General features: G+C 61.7%; 18 protein-coding genes and 1 tRNA gene. 9 read left to right on the forward strand and 10 right to left on the reverse strand.

What is annotated here, in order from left to right; all coding sequences use genetic code 11:
- The first annotated feature begins 72 nt into the window (after positions 1-72).
- Positions 73-453, forward strand: a complete 381-nt coding sequence (locus AC1DWF_RS03605; RefSeq protein WP_476787609.1) for an antitoxin Xre/MbcA/ParS toxin-binding domain-containing protein — start codon at positions 73-75, stop codon at positions 451-453.
- Positions 413-1,183 (forward strand): RES family NAD+ phosphorylase, encoded by a 771-nt coding sequence (locus AC1DWF_RS03610; RefSeq protein ID WP_476784715.1) that lies wholly within the window; start codon positions 413-415, stop codon positions 1,181-1,183. The genes AC1DWF_RS03605 and AC1DWF_RS03610 overlap by 41 nt, the downstream gene beginning before the upstream one ends.
- Positions 1,184-1,238: 55 nt before the next feature.
- Here AC1DWF_RS03610 and AC1DWF_RS03615 read toward each other — a convergent pair whose 3' ends face one another.
- From AC1DWF_RS03615 to rpiA, 4 genes are all read right to left on the reverse strand, one after another.
- The gene (locus AC1DWF_RS03615) at positions 1,239-2,612 is read right to left on the reverse strand and encodes a class II 3-deoxy-7-phosphoheptulonate synthase (protein WP_476784714.1); all 1,374 of its coding nucleotides are present in this window, start codon (positions 2,610-2,612) and stop codon (positions 1,239-1,241) included.
- Between the two features lie 157 nt (positions 2,613-2,769).
- Positions 2,770-4,164: a glutathione-disulfide reductase gene (gene gor, locus AC1DWF_RS03620; RefSeq protein ID WP_476784713.1), complete on the reverse strand. Its 1,395-nt coding sequence runs from the start codon at positions 4,162-4,164 to the stop codon at positions 2,770-2,772.
- 180 nt (positions 4,165-4,344) lie between these two features.
- Positions 4,345-4,917, reverse strand: a complete 573-nt coding sequence (locus AC1DWF_RS03625; RefSeq protein ID WP_476784712.1) for a DUF2059 domain-containing protein — start codon at positions 4,915-4,917, stop codon at positions 4,345-4,347.
- A gap of 18 nt (positions 4,918-4,935) precedes the next feature.
- Positions 4,936-5,634, reverse strand: a complete 699-nt coding sequence (gene rpiA, locus AC1DWF_RS03630; protein ID WP_476784711.1) for a ribose-5-phosphate isomerase RpiA — start codon at positions 5,632-5,634, stop codon at positions 4,936-4,938.
- Positions 5,635-5,776: 142 nt separating this feature from the next.
- On the opposite strand from rpiA, the gene AC1DWF_RS03635 reads away from it, so the two are divergent.
- From AC1DWF_RS03635 to AC1DWF_RS03645, 3 genes are all read left to right on the forward strand, one after another.
- Positions 5,777-6,460, forward strand: coding sequence for a phosphoglycolate phosphatase (locus tag AC1DWF_RS03635; protein ID WP_476784710.1), 684 nt, complete (start codon positions 5,777-5,779; stop codon positions 6,458-6,460).
- A gap of 68 nt (positions 6,461-6,528) precedes the next feature.
- Positions 6,529-6,603: transfer RNA gene (locus AC1DWF_RS03640), tRNA-Val, on the forward strand.
- A 568-nt stretch (positions 6,604-7,171) separates the two neighbouring features.
- Entirely contained in the window at positions 7,172-7,474 is a 303-nt protein-coding gene (locus tag AC1DWF_RS03645; protein ID WP_476841459.1) for a DUF982 domain-containing protein, read from the forward strand.
- Positions 7,475-7,488: 14 nt separating this feature from the next.
- Here AC1DWF_RS03645 and AC1DWF_RS03650 read toward each other — a convergent pair whose 3' ends face one another.
- On the reverse strand, positions 7,489-9,360 hold the full coding sequence (locus tag AC1DWF_RS03650) for a L,D-transpeptidase family protein (RefSeq protein ID WP_476841460.1): 1,872 nt from the start codon (positions 9,358-9,360) through the stop codon (positions 7,489-7,491).
- Between the two features lie 275 nt (positions 9,361-9,635).
- Here AC1DWF_RS03650 and AC1DWF_RS03655 point away from each other — a divergent pair, with 275 nt between their 5' ends.
- The 3 genes from AC1DWF_RS03655 (at position 9,636) to AC1DWF_RS03665 (ending at position 11,853) form a co-directional block, all read left to right on the forward strand.
- On the forward strand, positions 9,636-10,031 hold the full coding sequence (locus tag AC1DWF_RS03655; RefSeq protein WP_476782497.1) for a rhodanese-like domain-containing protein: 396 nt from the start codon (positions 9,636-9,638) through the stop codon (positions 10,029-10,031).
- A 74-nt stretch (positions 10,032-10,105) separates the two neighbouring features.
- The gene (locus tag AC1DWF_RS03660; RefSeq protein ID WP_476787611.1) at positions 10,106-10,927 is read left to right on the forward strand and encodes a MerR family transcriptional regulator; all 822 of its coding nucleotides are present in this window, start codon (positions 10,106-10,108) and stop codon (positions 10,925-10,927) included.
- Positions 10,924-11,853, forward strand: coding sequence for a hypothetical protein (locus AC1DWF_RS03665; RefSeq protein ID WP_476782499.1), 930 nt, complete (start codon positions 10,924-10,926; stop codon positions 11,851-11,853). The genes AC1DWF_RS03660 and AC1DWF_RS03665 overlap by 4 nt, the downstream gene beginning before the upstream one ends.
- A gap of 19 nt (positions 11,854-11,872) precedes the next feature.
- Here AC1DWF_RS03665 and AC1DWF_RS03670 read toward each other — a convergent pair whose 3' ends face one another.
- On the reverse strand, positions 11,873-12,784 hold the full coding sequence (locus AC1DWF_RS03670) for an alpha/beta fold hydrolase (protein WP_476782500.1): 912 nt from the start codon (positions 12,782-12,784) through the stop codon (positions 11,873-11,875).
- 47 nt (positions 12,785-12,831) lie between these two features.
- Between AC1DWF_RS03670 and AC1DWF_RS03675 the strand changes: the two genes are divergently transcribed.
- Positions 12,832-13,281, forward strand: a complete 450-nt coding sequence (locus AC1DWF_RS03675) for a MarR family winged helix-turn-helix transcriptional regulator (protein ID WP_476787612.1) — start codon at positions 12,832-12,834, stop codon at positions 13,279-13,281.
- Between the two features lie 4 nt (positions 13,282-13,285).
- Here the strand turns inward: AC1DWF_RS03675 and AC1DWF_RS03680 are convergent, their stop codons facing one another.
- From AC1DWF_RS03680 to AC1DWF_RS03695, 4 genes are all read right to left on the reverse strand, one after another.
- Positions 13,286-14,170 (reverse strand): protein-methionine-sulfoxide reductase heme-binding subunit MsrQ, encoded by an 885-nt coding sequence (locus AC1DWF_RS03680; protein ID WP_476782502.1) that lies wholly within the window; start codon positions 14,168-14,170, stop codon positions 13,286-13,288.
- A gap of 81 nt (positions 14,171-14,251) precedes the next feature.
- Positions 14,252-14,980, reverse strand: a complete 729-nt coding sequence (locus AC1DWF_RS03685) for a class I SAM-dependent methyltransferase (protein WP_476782503.1) — start codon at positions 14,978-14,980, stop codon at positions 14,252-14,254.
- 26 nt (positions 14,981-15,006) lie between these two features.
- Positions 15,007-15,618, reverse strand: coding sequence for a pyridoxamine 5'-phosphate oxidase family protein (locus AC1DWF_RS03690; protein WP_476782504.1), 612 nt, complete (start codon positions 15,616-15,618; stop codon positions 15,007-15,009).
- 63 nt (positions 15,619-15,681) lie between these two features.
- The gene (locus AC1DWF_RS03695; protein ID WP_476841461.1) at positions 15,682-16,035 is read right to left on the reverse strand and encodes a gamma-butyrobetaine hydroxylase family protein; all 354 of its coding nucleotides are present in this window, start codon (positions 16,033-16,035) and stop codon (positions 15,682-15,684) included.
- Positions 16,036-16,189 lie beyond the last annotated feature (154 nt).

Genomic DNA, 16,189 nt, shown 5'->3' on the forward strand with positions numbered 1-16,189 from the left:
CGCCTTCGCCACGCCCATCTCTTTCCATAGGAATGTTTCTGGACTATATTTGCCAGAGAAATGGAGAGTTCGATGCGAAGTCATCCAGGATCAGAGACGGCCACAGCGCCCGGCACAGTCATCACCAAGGCGACCTTGCGCGCAGCCGACCTGCTTGGCATCACCGCCAAGGTGCTTTCCTCCATCATCGGCGTGTCCGAAGCCACAGTCTCGCGCATGCGCAAGCAGGAATTCGCGCTGGACGCCGGGAGCAAACCGTTTGAGCTCGCTGTGCTGTTTGTCCGCCTGTTTCGCTCGCTCGACGCGATTGTTGGCGGCGACGAACCGATAGCCCGTGAATGGCTGCGCAACGAAAATACGGCACTTGGTGCTGTGCCGCTCGAAAAAATCGTGACCATAGCCGGGCTTGTCGATGTCATTGCCTATCTGGACGCCCGCCGCGCTCTCATCTGAGGCGCGCTCCCTCGACGGCCGCTGCTGGCGGCTGGTCGAGGCACAACACCGTGTCTCCACCTTGAAGCTCGTCGATGACCTCGATGAGCAAGCAGCTCTCGAAGAACTGATCGAGGCGACCAAGCCGGTCGTCCCGCTCGAATGCCGGCACCTGCATTATCTCCTGGCAACGCCGTTCCGCTACGGCTCGAACTATCCCAGCGGTTCGCGTTTCCGCCGCGCCGGCAAGACACTCGGCGTCTACTACGCGGCAGAGACGGTGGAAACCGCGGTTTCGGAAATGGCCTTTTACCGGCTGCTGTTCTTTTCGGAGTCGCCCGATACACCCTGGCCGAGCGACGCAGCCGAATACACCGCGTTTTCAGCAGCCATCAAAACACCTCGTGCCACCGACCTGACCGTTCCGCCACTTGCTCAGGACGCAACAGCCTGGACGCATCCGACCGACTATTCAGCCTGCCAGCAACTGGCCGATACGGCCCGCGAGGCCGGCTGCGAGGCAATCCGCTACCACTCTGTGCGCGACCCCGTCGGCGGTGCCAATGTCGCATTGCTCACCTGCCGGGTCTTTGCAAAACCCGCACCCGTGGAGCGCCAGACCTGGCGCATTCGCCTCGGCCAGTCCGGCGTCCAGGCCATCTGCGAATACCCCGAAATCCGTATCGGCTTTGACCGAACGACCTTCGCGGCCGATCCACGCCTTCAGCGCATGCGCTGGCAGCGGAATTGAAAAAGGCGCCGATCGAAACCGGCGCCTTCTTGATTCATTGAACCCGGTTTGCGGATCAGGCGTTGACGGCTTTCTTCGCCGGCGTCGGCGCGCTCTTGCGGAGCAGTTCCGAAACCAGGAAAGCGAGCTCGATCGCCTGGTCGGCGTTGAGACGCGGGTCGCAATGGGTGTGGTAGCGATCCTGCAGCTCTTCCGCCAAAATGGCGCGGGCGCCGCCGGTGCATTCCGTCACATTGTTGCCGGTCATCTCGACATGGATGCCGCCTGGGTGCGTGCCCTCGGAGCGGTGGATGTCGAAGAAGCTCTGCACTTCGCTTAGGATACGGTCGAAAGGCCGCGTCTTGTAGCCGGCAGCGGTGATCGTGTTGCCGTGCATCGGGTCGCACGACCAAACGACCTTGCGGCCTTCCTTCTCGACGGCCCGGATCAGCTTCGGCAGGTGATCGCCAACCTTGTCGTGGCCGAAGCGCGCGATAAGGGTCAGACGGCCGGCCTCGTTTTCCGGGTTGAGGAGGTCGATCAGCTTCAGCAGGCTGTCAGGCGTCAGCGACGGACCGCATTTGAGACCGAGCGGATTCTTGACGCCACGGCAGTACTCGACATGGGCATGATCGGGCTGGCGCGTACGGTCGCCGATCCAGATCATGTGGCCGGACGTCGCGTACCAGTCGCCCGAGGTCGAGTCGACACGGGTCAGCGCCTGCTCGTAGCCAAGCAGCAGTGCCTCATGGCTGGTGTAGAAATCGGTCTCGCGCAGCGCGTAGTTGGTCTCGGACGTGATGCCGACCGCACGCATGAAATCCATGGTCTCGGTGATGCGGTTGGCCAGTGCCTCGTAGCGCTCGCCCTGCGGGCTGTTCGACACAAAGCCGAGCATCCACTGATGCACGTTCTCAAGGCTGGCATAGCCACCCTGAGCGAAGGCGCGCAGAAGGTTCAGCGTCGCAGCCGACTGCCGGTAAGCCATCTCCTGGCGCGCCGGATCGGGCACGCGCGACTTCTCGTCGAAGGCAGGGCCGTTGATGATGTCGCCGCGGTAGCTCGGCAGCGTCACATCGCCCTTGGTCTCGTTGTCGGACGAACGCGGCTTGGCGAACTGGCCGGCGATGCGGCCAACCTTCACCACCGGCTGCGCGCCGGCGAAGGTCAGCACGACCGACATCTGGAGGAAGACGCGGAAGAAATCGCGGATGTTGTCGGCGCCATGTTCGGCAAAGCTTTCGGCGCAATCGCCGCCCTGGAGCAGGAAGGCTTCGCCATTGGCGACGGCAGCAAGCTGCTTCTTCAGCTTGCGCGCCTCACCTGCAAAAACCAAGGGGGGAAAGGTTGCGAGACGGGCTTCCGTTTCTGCGAGCGCCGCAAAGTCCGGATAAGCCGGGACCTGCTGGATCGGCATGCTTCTCCAGGAATTCGGTGACCATTTCGTCATGTTCGCACCTAAAAAGTTCGCTAACGGGCACCTCACCCGCGCCATAGCCCGCCATTGCGGGAACGCGGCTCCTTACACGATGAGGAGCCCCTAATCTACCCCGGAACATGCCCGAGATCGAACGTTTCCCTGCGGAAGGTTCCAGGAGGCCGCAGCGTCAACTGTCGACGCGCGCGCCGTCCTTCACCAGATAGGTCGGCTTGTACATCGTTACCAGTTCTTCGGCGGCCGTGGGGTGCACCGCCATGGTACGATCGAAGTCGTCCTTGGTCAGTCCCGCCTTGAGCGTGATGCCCAGCAGCTGCGCCATTTCGCCGGCGTCGGGGCCGAGCACATGAGCGCCAAGCACAAGCCGCGTGTCACCGTCGACAACCAGCTTCATCAGCATCTTTTCCAGGCGTCCCGAAAGCGTGTGGCGCATCGGGCGGAAGCTGGTGCGGTAGATTTCGAGATGCCTGAAGCGCTTGGCCGCATCGTCTTCGGACAGGCCTACTGTGCCGATCTCGGGCTGCGAAAACACGGCGGTCGCCACGCAATCGTGATCAGGCTCGGTCGGATTGTTCCTGAACGCCGTTTCAACGAAACACATAGCCTCATGGATCGCGACAGGCGTGAGCTGGACGCGATTGGTGACGTCGCCGACTGCCCAGATATTCTCGACGTTGGTCCGCGACAGACGGTCAACGACTATCGCGCCTGCCCTGTCCATCGCCACGCCGGCAGCTTCGAGGCCGAGGTTTTCGGTGTTGGGCGTGCGGCCGATGGCCAAAAGCACCTGGTCGACAGTCAGCGACTGGCCTGAGCTGAGCTTGACATCGAGCCGACCGTCGCTGCGCTTGACCACTTCCTGCGAAACGGAATGCAGCAGGATCTTGATGCCTTTCTGCTCCATCGTCTCATGCAAGGTGCGCCTGAGGTCCATGTCGAAGCGGCTAAGGATTTCCTTGCCGCGATAGACCAGGGTCGTTTCAACGCCGAGCCCGTGGAAGATGTTGGCGAATTCGACGGCGATGTAGCCGCCGCCTTCGATCATGATCGCCTTGGGCAGAACAGGAAGATCGAAGACCTCGTTGGAATAGATGCAATGTTCATGCCCCGGCAGTGCCGGGTGCGCAGCGGCCCGTCCACCGGTGGCGATCAGGATCTGGTCAGCGGTCACAGTGCGGTTTTCCGCCTCGATCCGGATGGTGTGGCTGTCAACGAGAACGGCCCGCGACTGGATCGTTTCGCCGCCAGAGCCTTCGACATTGCGCTTGTAGATCGCCTCAAGCCGCGAAATCTCGCGCTCCTTGTTGGCGACCAGCGTGCCCCAGTCGAACTTGGCTTCGCCAACGGTCCAGCCATAGCCGGCAGCGTCTTCGAAATGCTCGGGGAACTGCGAGGCGTAGACATAGAGCTTCTTGGGCACGCAACCGCGAATGACGCAGGTGCCGCCGAAACGGAACTCTTCGGCCAATGCAACGCGTTTGCCCAGGGCCGCTGCAACGCGCGCGGCGCGCACGCCGCCCGAGCCGCCGCCGATGACGAAGAGATCGTAGTCGTACTGGGCCATGATGTCCTTCCTGCGGTTAGAGCAGCGCACGCGCGATGGCGCGCAAAGGTCGCTCTAAGTCTTTGAAACTGCGCATCGCCTTGGATGCGATGTGGTTGGGGCACAGGTAGTGGCAGCAGCGCCAAAAGAAAAGCCCGGCAATTGCCGGGCTCCTGGATCGTGACCGTTGGTCGCGGCTGATCAGTTCTTGGGTGCGGCCGGTGCAGCGCCTTCAGCAGGGGCCGCGCCGTCCGTTACAGCCGGGGCCGCGGTGCCCATGACTGCCTTCAGCTGCTCGCCAACCTGCTCGGAGAGATCACGGGCGATGCCGTTCTGCCAGATCTCAGCGGCCTTGACCAATTCACGCGAGGCGATCGGACCATTCTCGATCAGCTTCTTGCCAGCTTCGGAATTGTAGAAGGCAGCAATGTCGGTGAGGTTCTGCTCGGAAAACGCCTTGGCATAAGCAAGTGCCGACTCACGCTCCAGGTCGGCGCGGCGGGAGGCCATGGCCAGCGTCTTTTCATCGACGGTCTTGGTGATCACTTCCTGCATGTCGGGGTTCTGCTGGATAAGCTGCTGCTTAAGGGCAGCGGCAGCCTGCGGCAGGATCGCATCAAAGCTGTCGGTCGCGTGGATCGCAGCAATCGCCGCGTGCGCTGCCTTGATGTGGGATTCGCCGATTTCCTGGGCCTGGGCCGAGAATGCGACGGCCGCGAATGCCGAAGCCGCCACCATGACGGAGAAGCGGCGAAGCCGGTTTGTCAAAATCATGATGAATAGAACTCCTGTTTAGCGGGTCGGATGGACGGTTCTGACACCATCCGAGCCGGCGATGACGGCAACGGTGGCCAGACCCAGAAAGAGACCGTGCTCCACCACGCCGGGGATGGCGTGCAGGGCATCGGAAAGCGCTCTTGTATCGGGAATGCGGCCAAAAGATGCATCGATAATGAAATGTCCACCGTCGGTTACGAAGGCCTCGCCGCCGACTTTACGCAGCACGAGCGGCCCCGAAAGACCAAGCTTCGCAGCCGCCTTGCCAATGGCGATTTCGGTGGCCTTGAGGCCGAACGGATTGACCTCGATCGGCAGTGGGAAACGACCAAGCGTGTCGACCAGCTTGGTCTCGTCGGCAATGACGACCATGCGCGCCGAGGCGGCAGCCACGATCTTTTCGCGCAGCAGCGCACCGCCACCGCCCTTTACGAGCGTCAGGGCGGGATCGATCTCGTCGGCACCGTCGATGGTCAGGTCGAGTTCGGGCGTCTCCTCAAGCGTCGACAGCGGCACCGATAGTTCGCGGCAAAGCGCAGCTGTGCGCTCCGACGTCGGCACGCCGATGACCTGCATGCCGGCGGCAACCTTCGCGGCCAACAGTCTGACGAACTCCTCAGCCGTCGAACCGGTCCCGATGCCGAGGCGCATTCCGCTCTCGACATAGCCCAAGGCGGCGCGTGCCGCCTCGATTTTCAAAGCCTTGGCATCCATGATTGTTCGCAAAATCCTCGAATATCAGGCTTGGCTCCTACCATTTTTGCCCGTTGGGTCAAAGGCTTTATGACCTCCGGCTTGCGCCATGGCAGGCCCGGGGCTATCGCCTCTGCGACGTATAAACCTGTGAAAGCGAGCCATGTCCAAACCGATCATCGTTTTCGATCTCGACGGAACCCTTGTCGATACCGCTCCTGACTTGCTCGACAGCCTGAACCACACGCTGGTTGCCGGCGGTCTTGCGGAAGTCGACGACACCGCCTTCCGTCGCTTCGTCGGCCAAGGTGGCCGGGTGATGATCGAACGCGCCTACACCTCGCAGCAAAAGCAATTGGCTGCCGCCGAGCACGACCGCCTGCATGACATTTTCCTCGGCCATTACACGGCAAACATTCCGGGCCGCTCGCTGCCTTACCCTGGCGTGGTTGCAGCCATGGATCGCTTCGCTTCGGCAGGCTACCTGCTCGCTGTCTGCACCAACAAATACGAAAGCCTCGCCATGGGCCTGATCGGGGCACTTGGGCTGTCCGACCGCTTCGCTGCCATCACCGGCCCTGAAACCTTCGGCATCCGCAAGCCCGACCCCAGGCACCTGACTGAAACCATCGCCAAGGCGGGCGGCGACGTGTCGCGCGCCGTGATGGTCGGCGATTCGGTTACCGACATCGATACGGCCAAGGCAGCTGGAATTCCCGTGGTGGCCGTCGACTTCGGCTACACCGAGCGCCACGTGCGTGAATTCGAGCCTTCGGTGATCATCTCGCACTATGACGAATTGACGCTTGGCATGGCACAAAAGCTGATTGACGCAGCAAGTCGCTAAAGTCGCCTTGACACGACTCCCAGCCCTCCCCTATATCGCCCGAACGTTCGGCCCTTAAGGCCTCGGACGGGCGATTAGCTCAGCGGGAGAGCACACCCTTCACACGGGTGGGGTCGCAGGTTCAATCCCTGCATCGCCCACCATATTTTCAAGCACTTAGCCACGTCGCAAATCTCCCTTTTACAGTTTCAGCACAGTCTCACCTGAGGGCTGTTCAGCGTTTGATCCTGCTGCCCGCCTAAGGGAGGCCTTCTAAGGGAAGCATTCGAAACCGATGACGTCGGGCTGTTGCGGCATAGCGCTCCGCCAAACAATCGTTGGCACACAGTCACGTAGCCATTGCACAGCCCCTTCCCTCTTCTTAACCGCGCATCAATCCATTGATCTAATTGCAAACGGGGCCTTCAAGGCGCAACGTTCGTAATTGGGCGGATGGAGCGGCCGACGCGACGCCGGACATCCACTAAATGAGTGTGGCGTCGGCCATCCGCCAACTTCCCCAGCAGCAATCGGTGGACAGAAATCACCACCACCTTTTGGTGGGTGGGTTTGGCGGCGCCGGACCTGCCTCATCAAGTCCGCGCCCCGCTAGACGGCAGAGCTGAAACGACTGCCCTTGACCGCTTACATTACCGCCCCATCTTTTTGGCAACTGCCGAAGGTCGGCAGTTTTCGCTTGCTCAAAAGACGCCCAAGAAAATGGAGGAAGTGATGAAAGCCAAGGCTTTCAGTCGCCCGCTATTCGTCAAGCACGAACACGTCACTTGCGAAATCGCCTGCATAACCGACGCAATCGCCTTTCTGACCGATTGGCCAGAGACACGCCGAGGACCGATCTACAGCGTAGCCGCGCGCGCTTGCCATGCAGCACGCAACGGTCAATTTCCAGTCGAAGGCGCGCGTAGTGCTGTGCAGAGTTTTGCAAGGTCGGCAAACATCCTTGAGCAAAACCCCATGTCGGTCGAGGCATGGATGGTCGCGACCAAAAGCAGACGCGGCGGCCTGCCGGTCTGACGGGTGACGCGATATTAGATGCTTGGAGCCCGCGCGGCGTCGGTGCGTGCCATCGCGTCCTTCAGCCGTGCGTCGCGGTCGTAGACATCGCCGAAATATTCAACCTTGCCGTTGAAGTCAGGCCAGGCGGTGAAATAGGCGACATAGACCGGGATCTTGCGCGTGACCTTTTCAGACGAGTGGCCCTGTTTCAGCTTTGCCGCAATATGATCTACATCGGTGCCGAGCACGGCGGCCGCCATGCCGCGCGGATCGGAAAGACGGATGCAGCCATGGCTGAAGGCGCGGTTGTCGCGGTCAAACAGCGCCTTTTGCGGCGTATCGTGCATGTAGATCGCATGCTTGTTTGGAAACAGGATCTTGAGTTCGYCCAGCGCATTGGCCTCGCTCGGCGCCTGGCGCACGCTAAAAGGCACCTTGGCGCCATACTGGCCCCAGTCGATCGCTGACGAGGGAATGCGCCTGCCCTTGGAATCGGTGACCTCGTAGCCTGCCCGGTCGAGATAGGACGGGTCGCTACGCAACCGCGGCAGCATCTCGTTGACGATGATCGACTGCGGCACCCCCCAGTAAGGGTTGTAGTCGACCTGCTCGATATCGTCCTGGAAGAAGCTGGTCTGGTTGGTGGACTTTCCGATCACCGTCTTCATCTTGAGCTTCTCGACGCCGCCATCGATGTAGCTAGCAGTGTAGGCCGGCTGATTTATGAAAACGCGTGGACTACCCAGATCGGACGGCAGCCAGCGTAGCTGTTCAAGCGCGACCAGGACCTTGTCGAGACGATCAGCCTTGGATGTGCCGGCAAGGATCGACACGGTGCGTGGACCAACGACGCCGTCGGCCTTGAGCCCTGCCCGCTTCTGCACGGCCTCGATGACAGGTACCAGTTCAGAAGAATAGTCTTCGCTGTTACCGAGCCGGGCAAGGGTTTCGCCATATTCGCCACCCATCTCGTCATCGAGATCGCGGGCAATGAGATGCAAAAGCTTGGGAAGCTCGGGGTTGGTCTCGCCCGGCTTTAGCAGCAGCTTGGGGTCAACGACGATGTCGTTTTCCTCACTCGCTCTCAACGCCTCGAGCTCGACGCGCAGCGCCTTGTATTCCGGGTTTTGCGGGTGCTTTGATTCAAGGAAGGCGCGGACATCTTGCGCCTGGCTGAGCGCCTTGAGCGTGGCCACCATGTCGAGCGGCTTGGGCGCGAAGTCGTAATAGCCGGAGATGCGGTTCGGATCGATCCTGCCGCCTTGCGCATCATGCACGTAGCGCAGCGCGCGCGCCGACATCGCCATCTCGAATCGAATCAGCGTCTTCAGCCGGCCAGCCGCGTCGTCAGCCGGGTAAGTGGCTGGCGGCACCGACACGGCATAATCTGCCGGCATCAGCCCATGGCTGGCGGCGTCGCTCAGTGTGCGGATCGCGTCTTCGGCACGGCTGTTGGCCGTGTGATCGCTCACCCAGATGAAATCGGGATTGGCCGAATAATAATCGAGTAGCGCCTTGGCGATGTCTTTTTCGGCAACGAGGTCGAAGCCGTTGAGGCCAGCGAGCGCTTCGCGGAAAGCGGTACCGGCAAGCGACGGGTCCAGCGATACCGATTGTGTGCCGGCGACCAGCTTGGAAAAATCGACCATCACCATCGGGTCGGTCTTATAGGTGTAGTAGGACGGCGCGCTGATCTTGGCTGCCGGGGCCGGCGCCCGCTTCTTCTGGTGCGAAGGGGCTTGAGGGAATTCGGCTTGTGGCTGGCGCGGCTCGCGGCTGTTCGTGCCGCCGAAAAGCATTTGGAACAAGCCCTGCGCGCCCGCCTGCGGGGCTCCCATGGCGAGCGTCGCGGCCAGGGCGGCCAGCGGAAGCGAAATCGGCTTTTTCAGGAAAGAAAACGTCATAAAACACCCAACCTTGCCGGAAATTGCATTGGAATCCTATGCACCGGGGGAAGAATTCCTGTCGCCGAATGGCTGATGTAAGGCGCGACTGTCTCGATTCATACCGATAACGTTAAGCTTCCATAAATTTCCCGATAGCTGTTGCCGAACAGTTTCACATCATCGTGAGGTTGCCGGGCCACTGGCATGATGCAGCCGGGATGACAGGCCTTGCTGCTTCATGCGATCAATTGGCCGATAAGGATGGCGTTGAGCAGGATTGGCGCGAGGGCAAGATGAAAAAGGGCTACAGGGAACTGCTCGACGAGGCCAATGCGGTGGTCGAGGTGGTGTCGCCGGAGGAAGCGGCAACGCTGCTTGACGATGCCGAAACCGTCTTTGTCGACCTGCGCGATCCGCGTGAAGTCGAGCGCGAAGGCAAGATTCCAGGGGCCCAGCACTGCCCGCGCGGCATGCTCGAATTCTGGATCGACCCGGAGAGCCCATACCACAAGCCGTTCTTTTCCAGCGGCAAAAGTTTCGTCTTCTTTTGCGCTGGCGGCTGGCGTTCGGCAGTGGCCGCCAAGACCGCTCAGGAGATGGGGCTGGAGCCAGTTCGCCACATTCTCGGCGGCTTCACCGCCTGGCGTGCAGCGGGCCTGCCGACCGAACCGGGCGACAAGAAAAGCTGAGGCCTGGACCGCCATGGCGAAAGCCTTTCCGAGCGCTTGACCTCGCCCCAAGGGCTGACCCTAGACATGCGCTCATGACCGATTCTTATCTTCTCGCAGGGCGTTTCGGAGCCGCCACACGACTGTCGCCAAAGGCGTTGCGGCTCTATGCCGAACAAGGCCTGCTGGCGCCGGCCTATGTCGACCCGCAAACAGGCTATCGCTACTACGCACCCGAACAGGCGCCGCGTGCACGGCTGATCGCAAAGCTGCGCCGGCTCGGCCTGCCAGTGGCCCGCGTTGCACGGCTCGTCGAGCTCGCGCCTGAGGCGCGCGTCGTCGAGCTACAAACATGGCTGGCCGCGCAAAACGACCTGTTGGCCGAGCAGGCTGAAGGTGTGCGGGCGCTTGCCCGGCAAGCCGATGGCGGTGAACCGGCATTGGCCAAGGCGATCGGTCTGCGCGAGATAGCGACCAGCAAGGTCGTGTCGCGCCAGCGCCAGGTAAGCGTCGAGGTCCTGGACGATTTCGTCGCCCGCGCCGAGGCCGATATCCGCGCGCATCTGCATGCCCAGGCATTGCCGAACGACGGGGCAATGAGCGTGCACTTTCACGACGTCATCAGCCGCGACAGCGAAGGCCTGGTCGAGGTCGCCATCGCCTATGAAGGGAGCATCGAGCCTGCCGGCGACTTGCGTATCTGGCTGCAGCCGGCACGGCGCGAGGTCTACATGCCGGTGCCCAAGGCCTATGAGGATTTCCCGCCCATCTTGCGCGTCTACGACACCCTTGAAGCGTGGCTCGACGCGCGAAGCGATTTGAGCTGCACCGACAGTCCCTACGAGACCTATCCCGGAACCGGCGGCGCGCGTTTCGACGTCGTCTATCCGATCACCCCGCAAGAGAGCTTGCCATGACGCATTTTTCGTACACGGGCTCCGGCCCGTATTGCTACGCCAATTCCTTCGCCATGATGTTCGGGGCCGATTCTCCCTCGACCGCTGTCATCGAAGTCGCGACCGGCAGCCCGTTCGGCATGCAACTAATCGGCGGAACGATGCCATTCTTCGATCCATACGGCTGGGATCCCGAGAAAGGTTTTGAAGACGCGCTTTCGGCAATTGGCTGGACATCGACTGTTACCCAAGGCGGAGACGCCGGCGAAGCCCTGGCCCGCCTCAAGGCGGCTCTCGCTGGCGGGCCGGTCTGGATTGGTCCTGTCGAGATGGGGCACCTCCGTCACCAGCCGGGCATGCGTGGGCCGATCGAGGCCGATCACTATGTCGTTGTCCTGGAAGTCGATGACGAATGCGTTTTGATGCATGACCCGCAGGGTTATCCCTATGCCTGCCTACCGATCGCCGACTTCATCGCCGCATGGAGCGCCAAGACCCTGACCTACGGCACGCCTTACACGATGCGGACCGGGTTCAATCGCATTGCCAAAGTCACCGAGGTGGACATCATCAAGGCGTCCATCCCCGCAGCAATCCGCTGGCTGTCAATGGAAGGCGATCTCGGCATGCCCGCAGGCAGCCTCGGCAATGGCGAGGCTGCTGAAGCACTGGCGGCAAGGATCGAGACCGGATGCGACGACGAGTTGCGAGGTCACATGATCCATTTCGCGGTCCGGGTCGGCGCCCGCCGCGCCGCCGACGCCGCGACTTGCCTGGCGCGAGCCGGATATGCCGGGGCGGCACAGATCGCCGGCAAGCAGGCGCGCCTCATCGGCGCGATGCAATATCCGCTGGTTGTCGGCAACGACGTTGTTGCGGCGGCGGCTCTTCGTGATCTGGCGCCCACCTACGACATGCTGCGAACTTCTTTGCTGAAGCCAATCTGAACGCGGGCGCGGGCCTTCGCTAGTGAACGGTGGCGAGTTCAGGCGCGTCAGCCAGGAAGGCGACCGCCTCATCCACCACCGTCGCAGCGGACAAGATGCGCCTGTGGCCGAGCCCGTCGGCCCAGAACAGCCTGACATGGCTGCCCGCCCCTGCCATGGCACGCGCTTCCGTCGCCGGCACCTCCCTGTCGTCTGGCGCATGGATGACGAGGGTCGGAACATTGAGCCGCATCAGCAGCCTGGAGCTGACGAAATGGCTGATCGGCGTGCCGGTGACGCGCTCGACCTGGCTTGCGATGGCGCGTTGCGATTTTGGCCCGAGCTTGATGTAGCGGCCAAACTCCTCAAACAGTCTGGGCATCGAATCGGGCGCTGAAATCAGCACAAGCCGTCCTGCCGCCAGCGGCGCGAAACCCTTGACCGTGCCGGTAGCCGCGTTGACGGCCACCGCCCCGCCGAAGGAATGGCCGACAATCGCTTCGAAAGGACCAAACCATTGGGCTGCGAGGTTGACGGCTTCGACCGCCTTGGCCATGTCCAGCGCCCGGCCGAGCGAGCCGCCATGGCCCGGCAGGTCGACTGAGATCACCCGATAGCCGGCATTCCGGTAGCCTTCGATCAGCGCCCGCATATATTCGGTGCGCGAGCGCCAGCCATGGATGACAAGCACTGTGCCTCGGTCGCTGCGCTCCTGAGCCCGACGAAACTCGTGCATGGCGACGCAGCCGCGTTGCGTCTTGATTCGGTGATGGCGGGCCTCCGCCATGAAATCGGACGCCTTGGCGATGGCGCGCTTTTCGCCTTCGGACAGCGACCGTTCGCTTGGCGTGCGCCGGAAAAGCTCGAAAGCCACACGGCCGGCGAGACGCGGCGAAACCAGCTCGGCCATACCGAACAGCCGCCGGATGACCTTCAGCCCGATTGATGCCATAGTGATTGTCCATCCATAAGTTCAATCATGAACATAATAGTTCAATCATGAACAATAAGCAAGATTTGCCGTGGGACAACCCGCGATTCCGCAACTGGGTCGCGGTGGCGAAAGCGTGCCACTCGATGGAGCGTGCCTTGGCGAGCGCGCTGCAGCCGCATGACCTCAAGCCGGCACAGCTCGATGTGCTGATGAACCTGTACCGCCATCCCGGCATGTCGCAGCACGACCTCGCCCGCAAGCTTTTGGTCGGGCGCTCGAACATCACCATGCTGTTGCCGCAACTGGAAAAGCGCGCGCTGGTAAGCCGCGAGGCCGACGCCAAGGACCGCCGCATCATGCGGCTGACGCTGACCGGAGACGGCGAATCTCTGTTGATGCGGGCGCTGAAGACCTATGGCGCGCTGATCGAAAAGGCGATGAGCGCTTCGACCCCTGAGCAATGCGACCTGATTGGCGCGCATATGCTGCGCGTCGCCGACGCCCTGAAGGAATAGCTGCTCAGGCTGGTGCCCTGGCAGCCCGCCTGCCCCGTGGCACGTCGGCCTTGCCTATCGACCTGACATAACCGAGTACAGCCGCGCCGAGGCCTGTCGCCAGGATCCACCATGCCGGTCGGATGGTGTAGGAAAACTGCAGATTGGCCCAGAGCACACGGCTGGGCGGCACGCCGGTGGCAAGCCCATACCACGCCGCTTCGACGAGGACAGTCGACAGAGCGGCGGCAACCCCGATGCCAATGAGCACCAGCGGCGACGTCAGGCTGAACCCGCGCCACTGCGCCAGCCGGTAAAACATCAGCAGCATGAAGAAGCCGGCCATCAAGGTCGGTTGATAGACGTCGGCTTTGGACTGCATGAAGAAATGCAGCGCCGCCAGGATGCCGATGCCATAGACGATCTTGTGCAGCCGGTTCCAGTTGCGCCCGAGCTTCTTGATCGCCGCATCAGTCGACGTCGCACCAAGGATGGCCAGTCCAAGCAGCGCGACAAAGCCGATGGTGAGATAGATGCGCAGCGCGATCTCGCTGACCACGCGCAGCACATCCCAATTCTGGTCGAAAAAATAGAGCACCAGATGCCCGAGCGCGTAAGACAACGCCGCCACCCCGAGCATGCGGCGGATGAGGATCAGCTTCGGCCATTGCCCGATGCGGCGCAGCGGCGTGACCGCCAGAGACAACAAAAGGAGACGGATCGCCCAGTCGCCGGTTTCATGGATCGCCGCCGTGAACGGTCGCGGGCCAAGCAGTGTGCCAGCGCCGGCCCCTTTCGGAAAGCCTGCCAGCGCGTAGTAGGCAAGCAGCAAGACCGGCACCAATGTGCCGGCAAATGCCGTAGCCTTCAGCGGCGAAAATTTTCCGGCACGGTCTGTCCAAGGCGTCATGCGAAAGCTCCAGCAGTTTTGCCGGTATACGTCGCCAAAGCCGCCGGAGTTACACCGACGGCTATCACTTTGTTTTGAGGCCTAGCGATCAGCCGCAAGCAGAAGCATCATCGGCCGCAGCCGCTCTTCCGCCAATGCCGGCCACGCCTCGATCTGGGCATCGCTCGGTCCCCACTCCTGGACATGGGCGATGGTGAAGCCACGGCCGATCAACAAATTGAGATAGGTGCCGATCGTGCGATGCTGTTTGATCACCCCCTTGGCGAGCCAATTGGTGTTGCGTTGACCCTCCACCTGATAGTTTTCGATAGGCCAGGTCTTGTTGCCGCTGGCATCGACCGACCAGCCAGGATGCGTCGGCGCGGTGTAGATCGGGTGCTCCACGGAGGCGACCAGCCGACCGCCGGGCACAAGCGCGCGATGCACATTCGTCAACATCGCGGGCAGGTTTTCGATGTAGTGGAAGGCAAGCGAGCTGTAGGCAAGATCGAATGAGGCTTCCGGCAGCGCGAGCTTTTCGAGGTCCGCGCGTTCATAGGTGATGCCAGCATCGGGCGTCATCTCTCGGGCACGGGCCAGCATTTTCTCCGACACGTCGAGGCCGAGCACCTCGGTAGCGCCCTGCTCGCGTGCCCAGCGGCTAAACCAGCCAAAACCGCAGCCGAGATCCACGACTTTGCGGCCTTCGAGGTCAGGGACCAGCGCGCGCAAAGCCGGCCATTCCGGCGCGCCCGCCAAACCTTCGACAGATCGGTTGAGGCCGCTATAGCCTTCGAAGAAATCGGGATTGTCGTAGATGTTCTGGGTCATGGACGTACTCACTGGGAGGCAGCTACCTACCACATCGATTTCTTGGCACGCTCGGGCCATTCGCGATCGTATGTTTCGCCGTCGATGTTTTCGCGGCTGGTGACGGAAAGGATTTGCCCAGGCGTCGGCAGCGATTTCGGGTCGACATGCCGTTCGGGGTTCCACAGCTCGGAACGCACGATGGCGCGGGCACACTGGAAATAGACCGCATCGACTTCGATCACAGTCACCGAGCGCGCCGGCTTGCCTTCAACTGTGAAGGACGCGCACAGCTCGGCATCGATGCTGATGTGGGCGCGACCGTTGACCCGTAGCGTCGTGCCCGACCCCGGCACAAGAAACAGCAGCGCCACGCGCGGGTCGCGGATGATGTTCTTCAGCGAATCCGCTCGATTGTTGCCGCGCCTGTCGGGCATCATCAGCGTGCGCGCATTGTGAATACGAACGAAGCCGGCCAGATCGCCGCGCGGTGAGCAGTCGAGCCCCTCAGGTCCGCTGGTTGCCAAGGACACAAAGGGCGAAGCCTCGATGAAGGCGGCGTATTCGGGAATGACGTGGTCGAGCTCCTTGACCAGCGACGTTTCGCCGGGAAGGCCGTAAAGCGCTTCGAGTTGTTCCACCGTTGATATGACCGACATCGCCTGCCCCTCTTGCGTTGCTCCTGCCGCACTTAGCCGGCCAATGTGAACCGCCGAAGACAGTTACCGCTCGCGGCTCAGCCCCTTTTTCGCCAGCTCGTCGAGATACTCCTGCCAGCGCTTGTCCTTCTCGTGGCTAAGCGTGTGCAGGTAATTCCAGGTGAAGATACCGGTGTCGTGGAAATCGTCGAAGGTGATACGCACAGCGTAATTGCCCACTGGCTCGATCTTGAGGATCGTAACCTCTTTCTTTCCCGGAACCGTCACGCGCTGTTCCGGTGAGTGGCCCTGCACCTCGGCCGAGGGCGAAAGCACACGCAGCAACTCGGCTGGCAGCTCGGAGGGGCGATGGTCGGGAAAGGTCACCGTCAACAGCTTGCGGTCCTTGGAGACCCTCAGTTCTTTCGGTGYCGTCATGATCCGTCCTGCAATTTTGAACTGCCTTTCACTACTGCGCTTCGAACGCTGCGAAAAGCACTATCCGCCGCGCTAATGTGACAAAGCGAGCGACGCTACCCCAGGGCAAGAAACTTTCATCTTGATTGACAGGCTCAAGCGTACAACATAGCCG

The sequence above is a fragment of the Aminobacter sp. P4_D5 genome, from assembly GCF_056401815.1.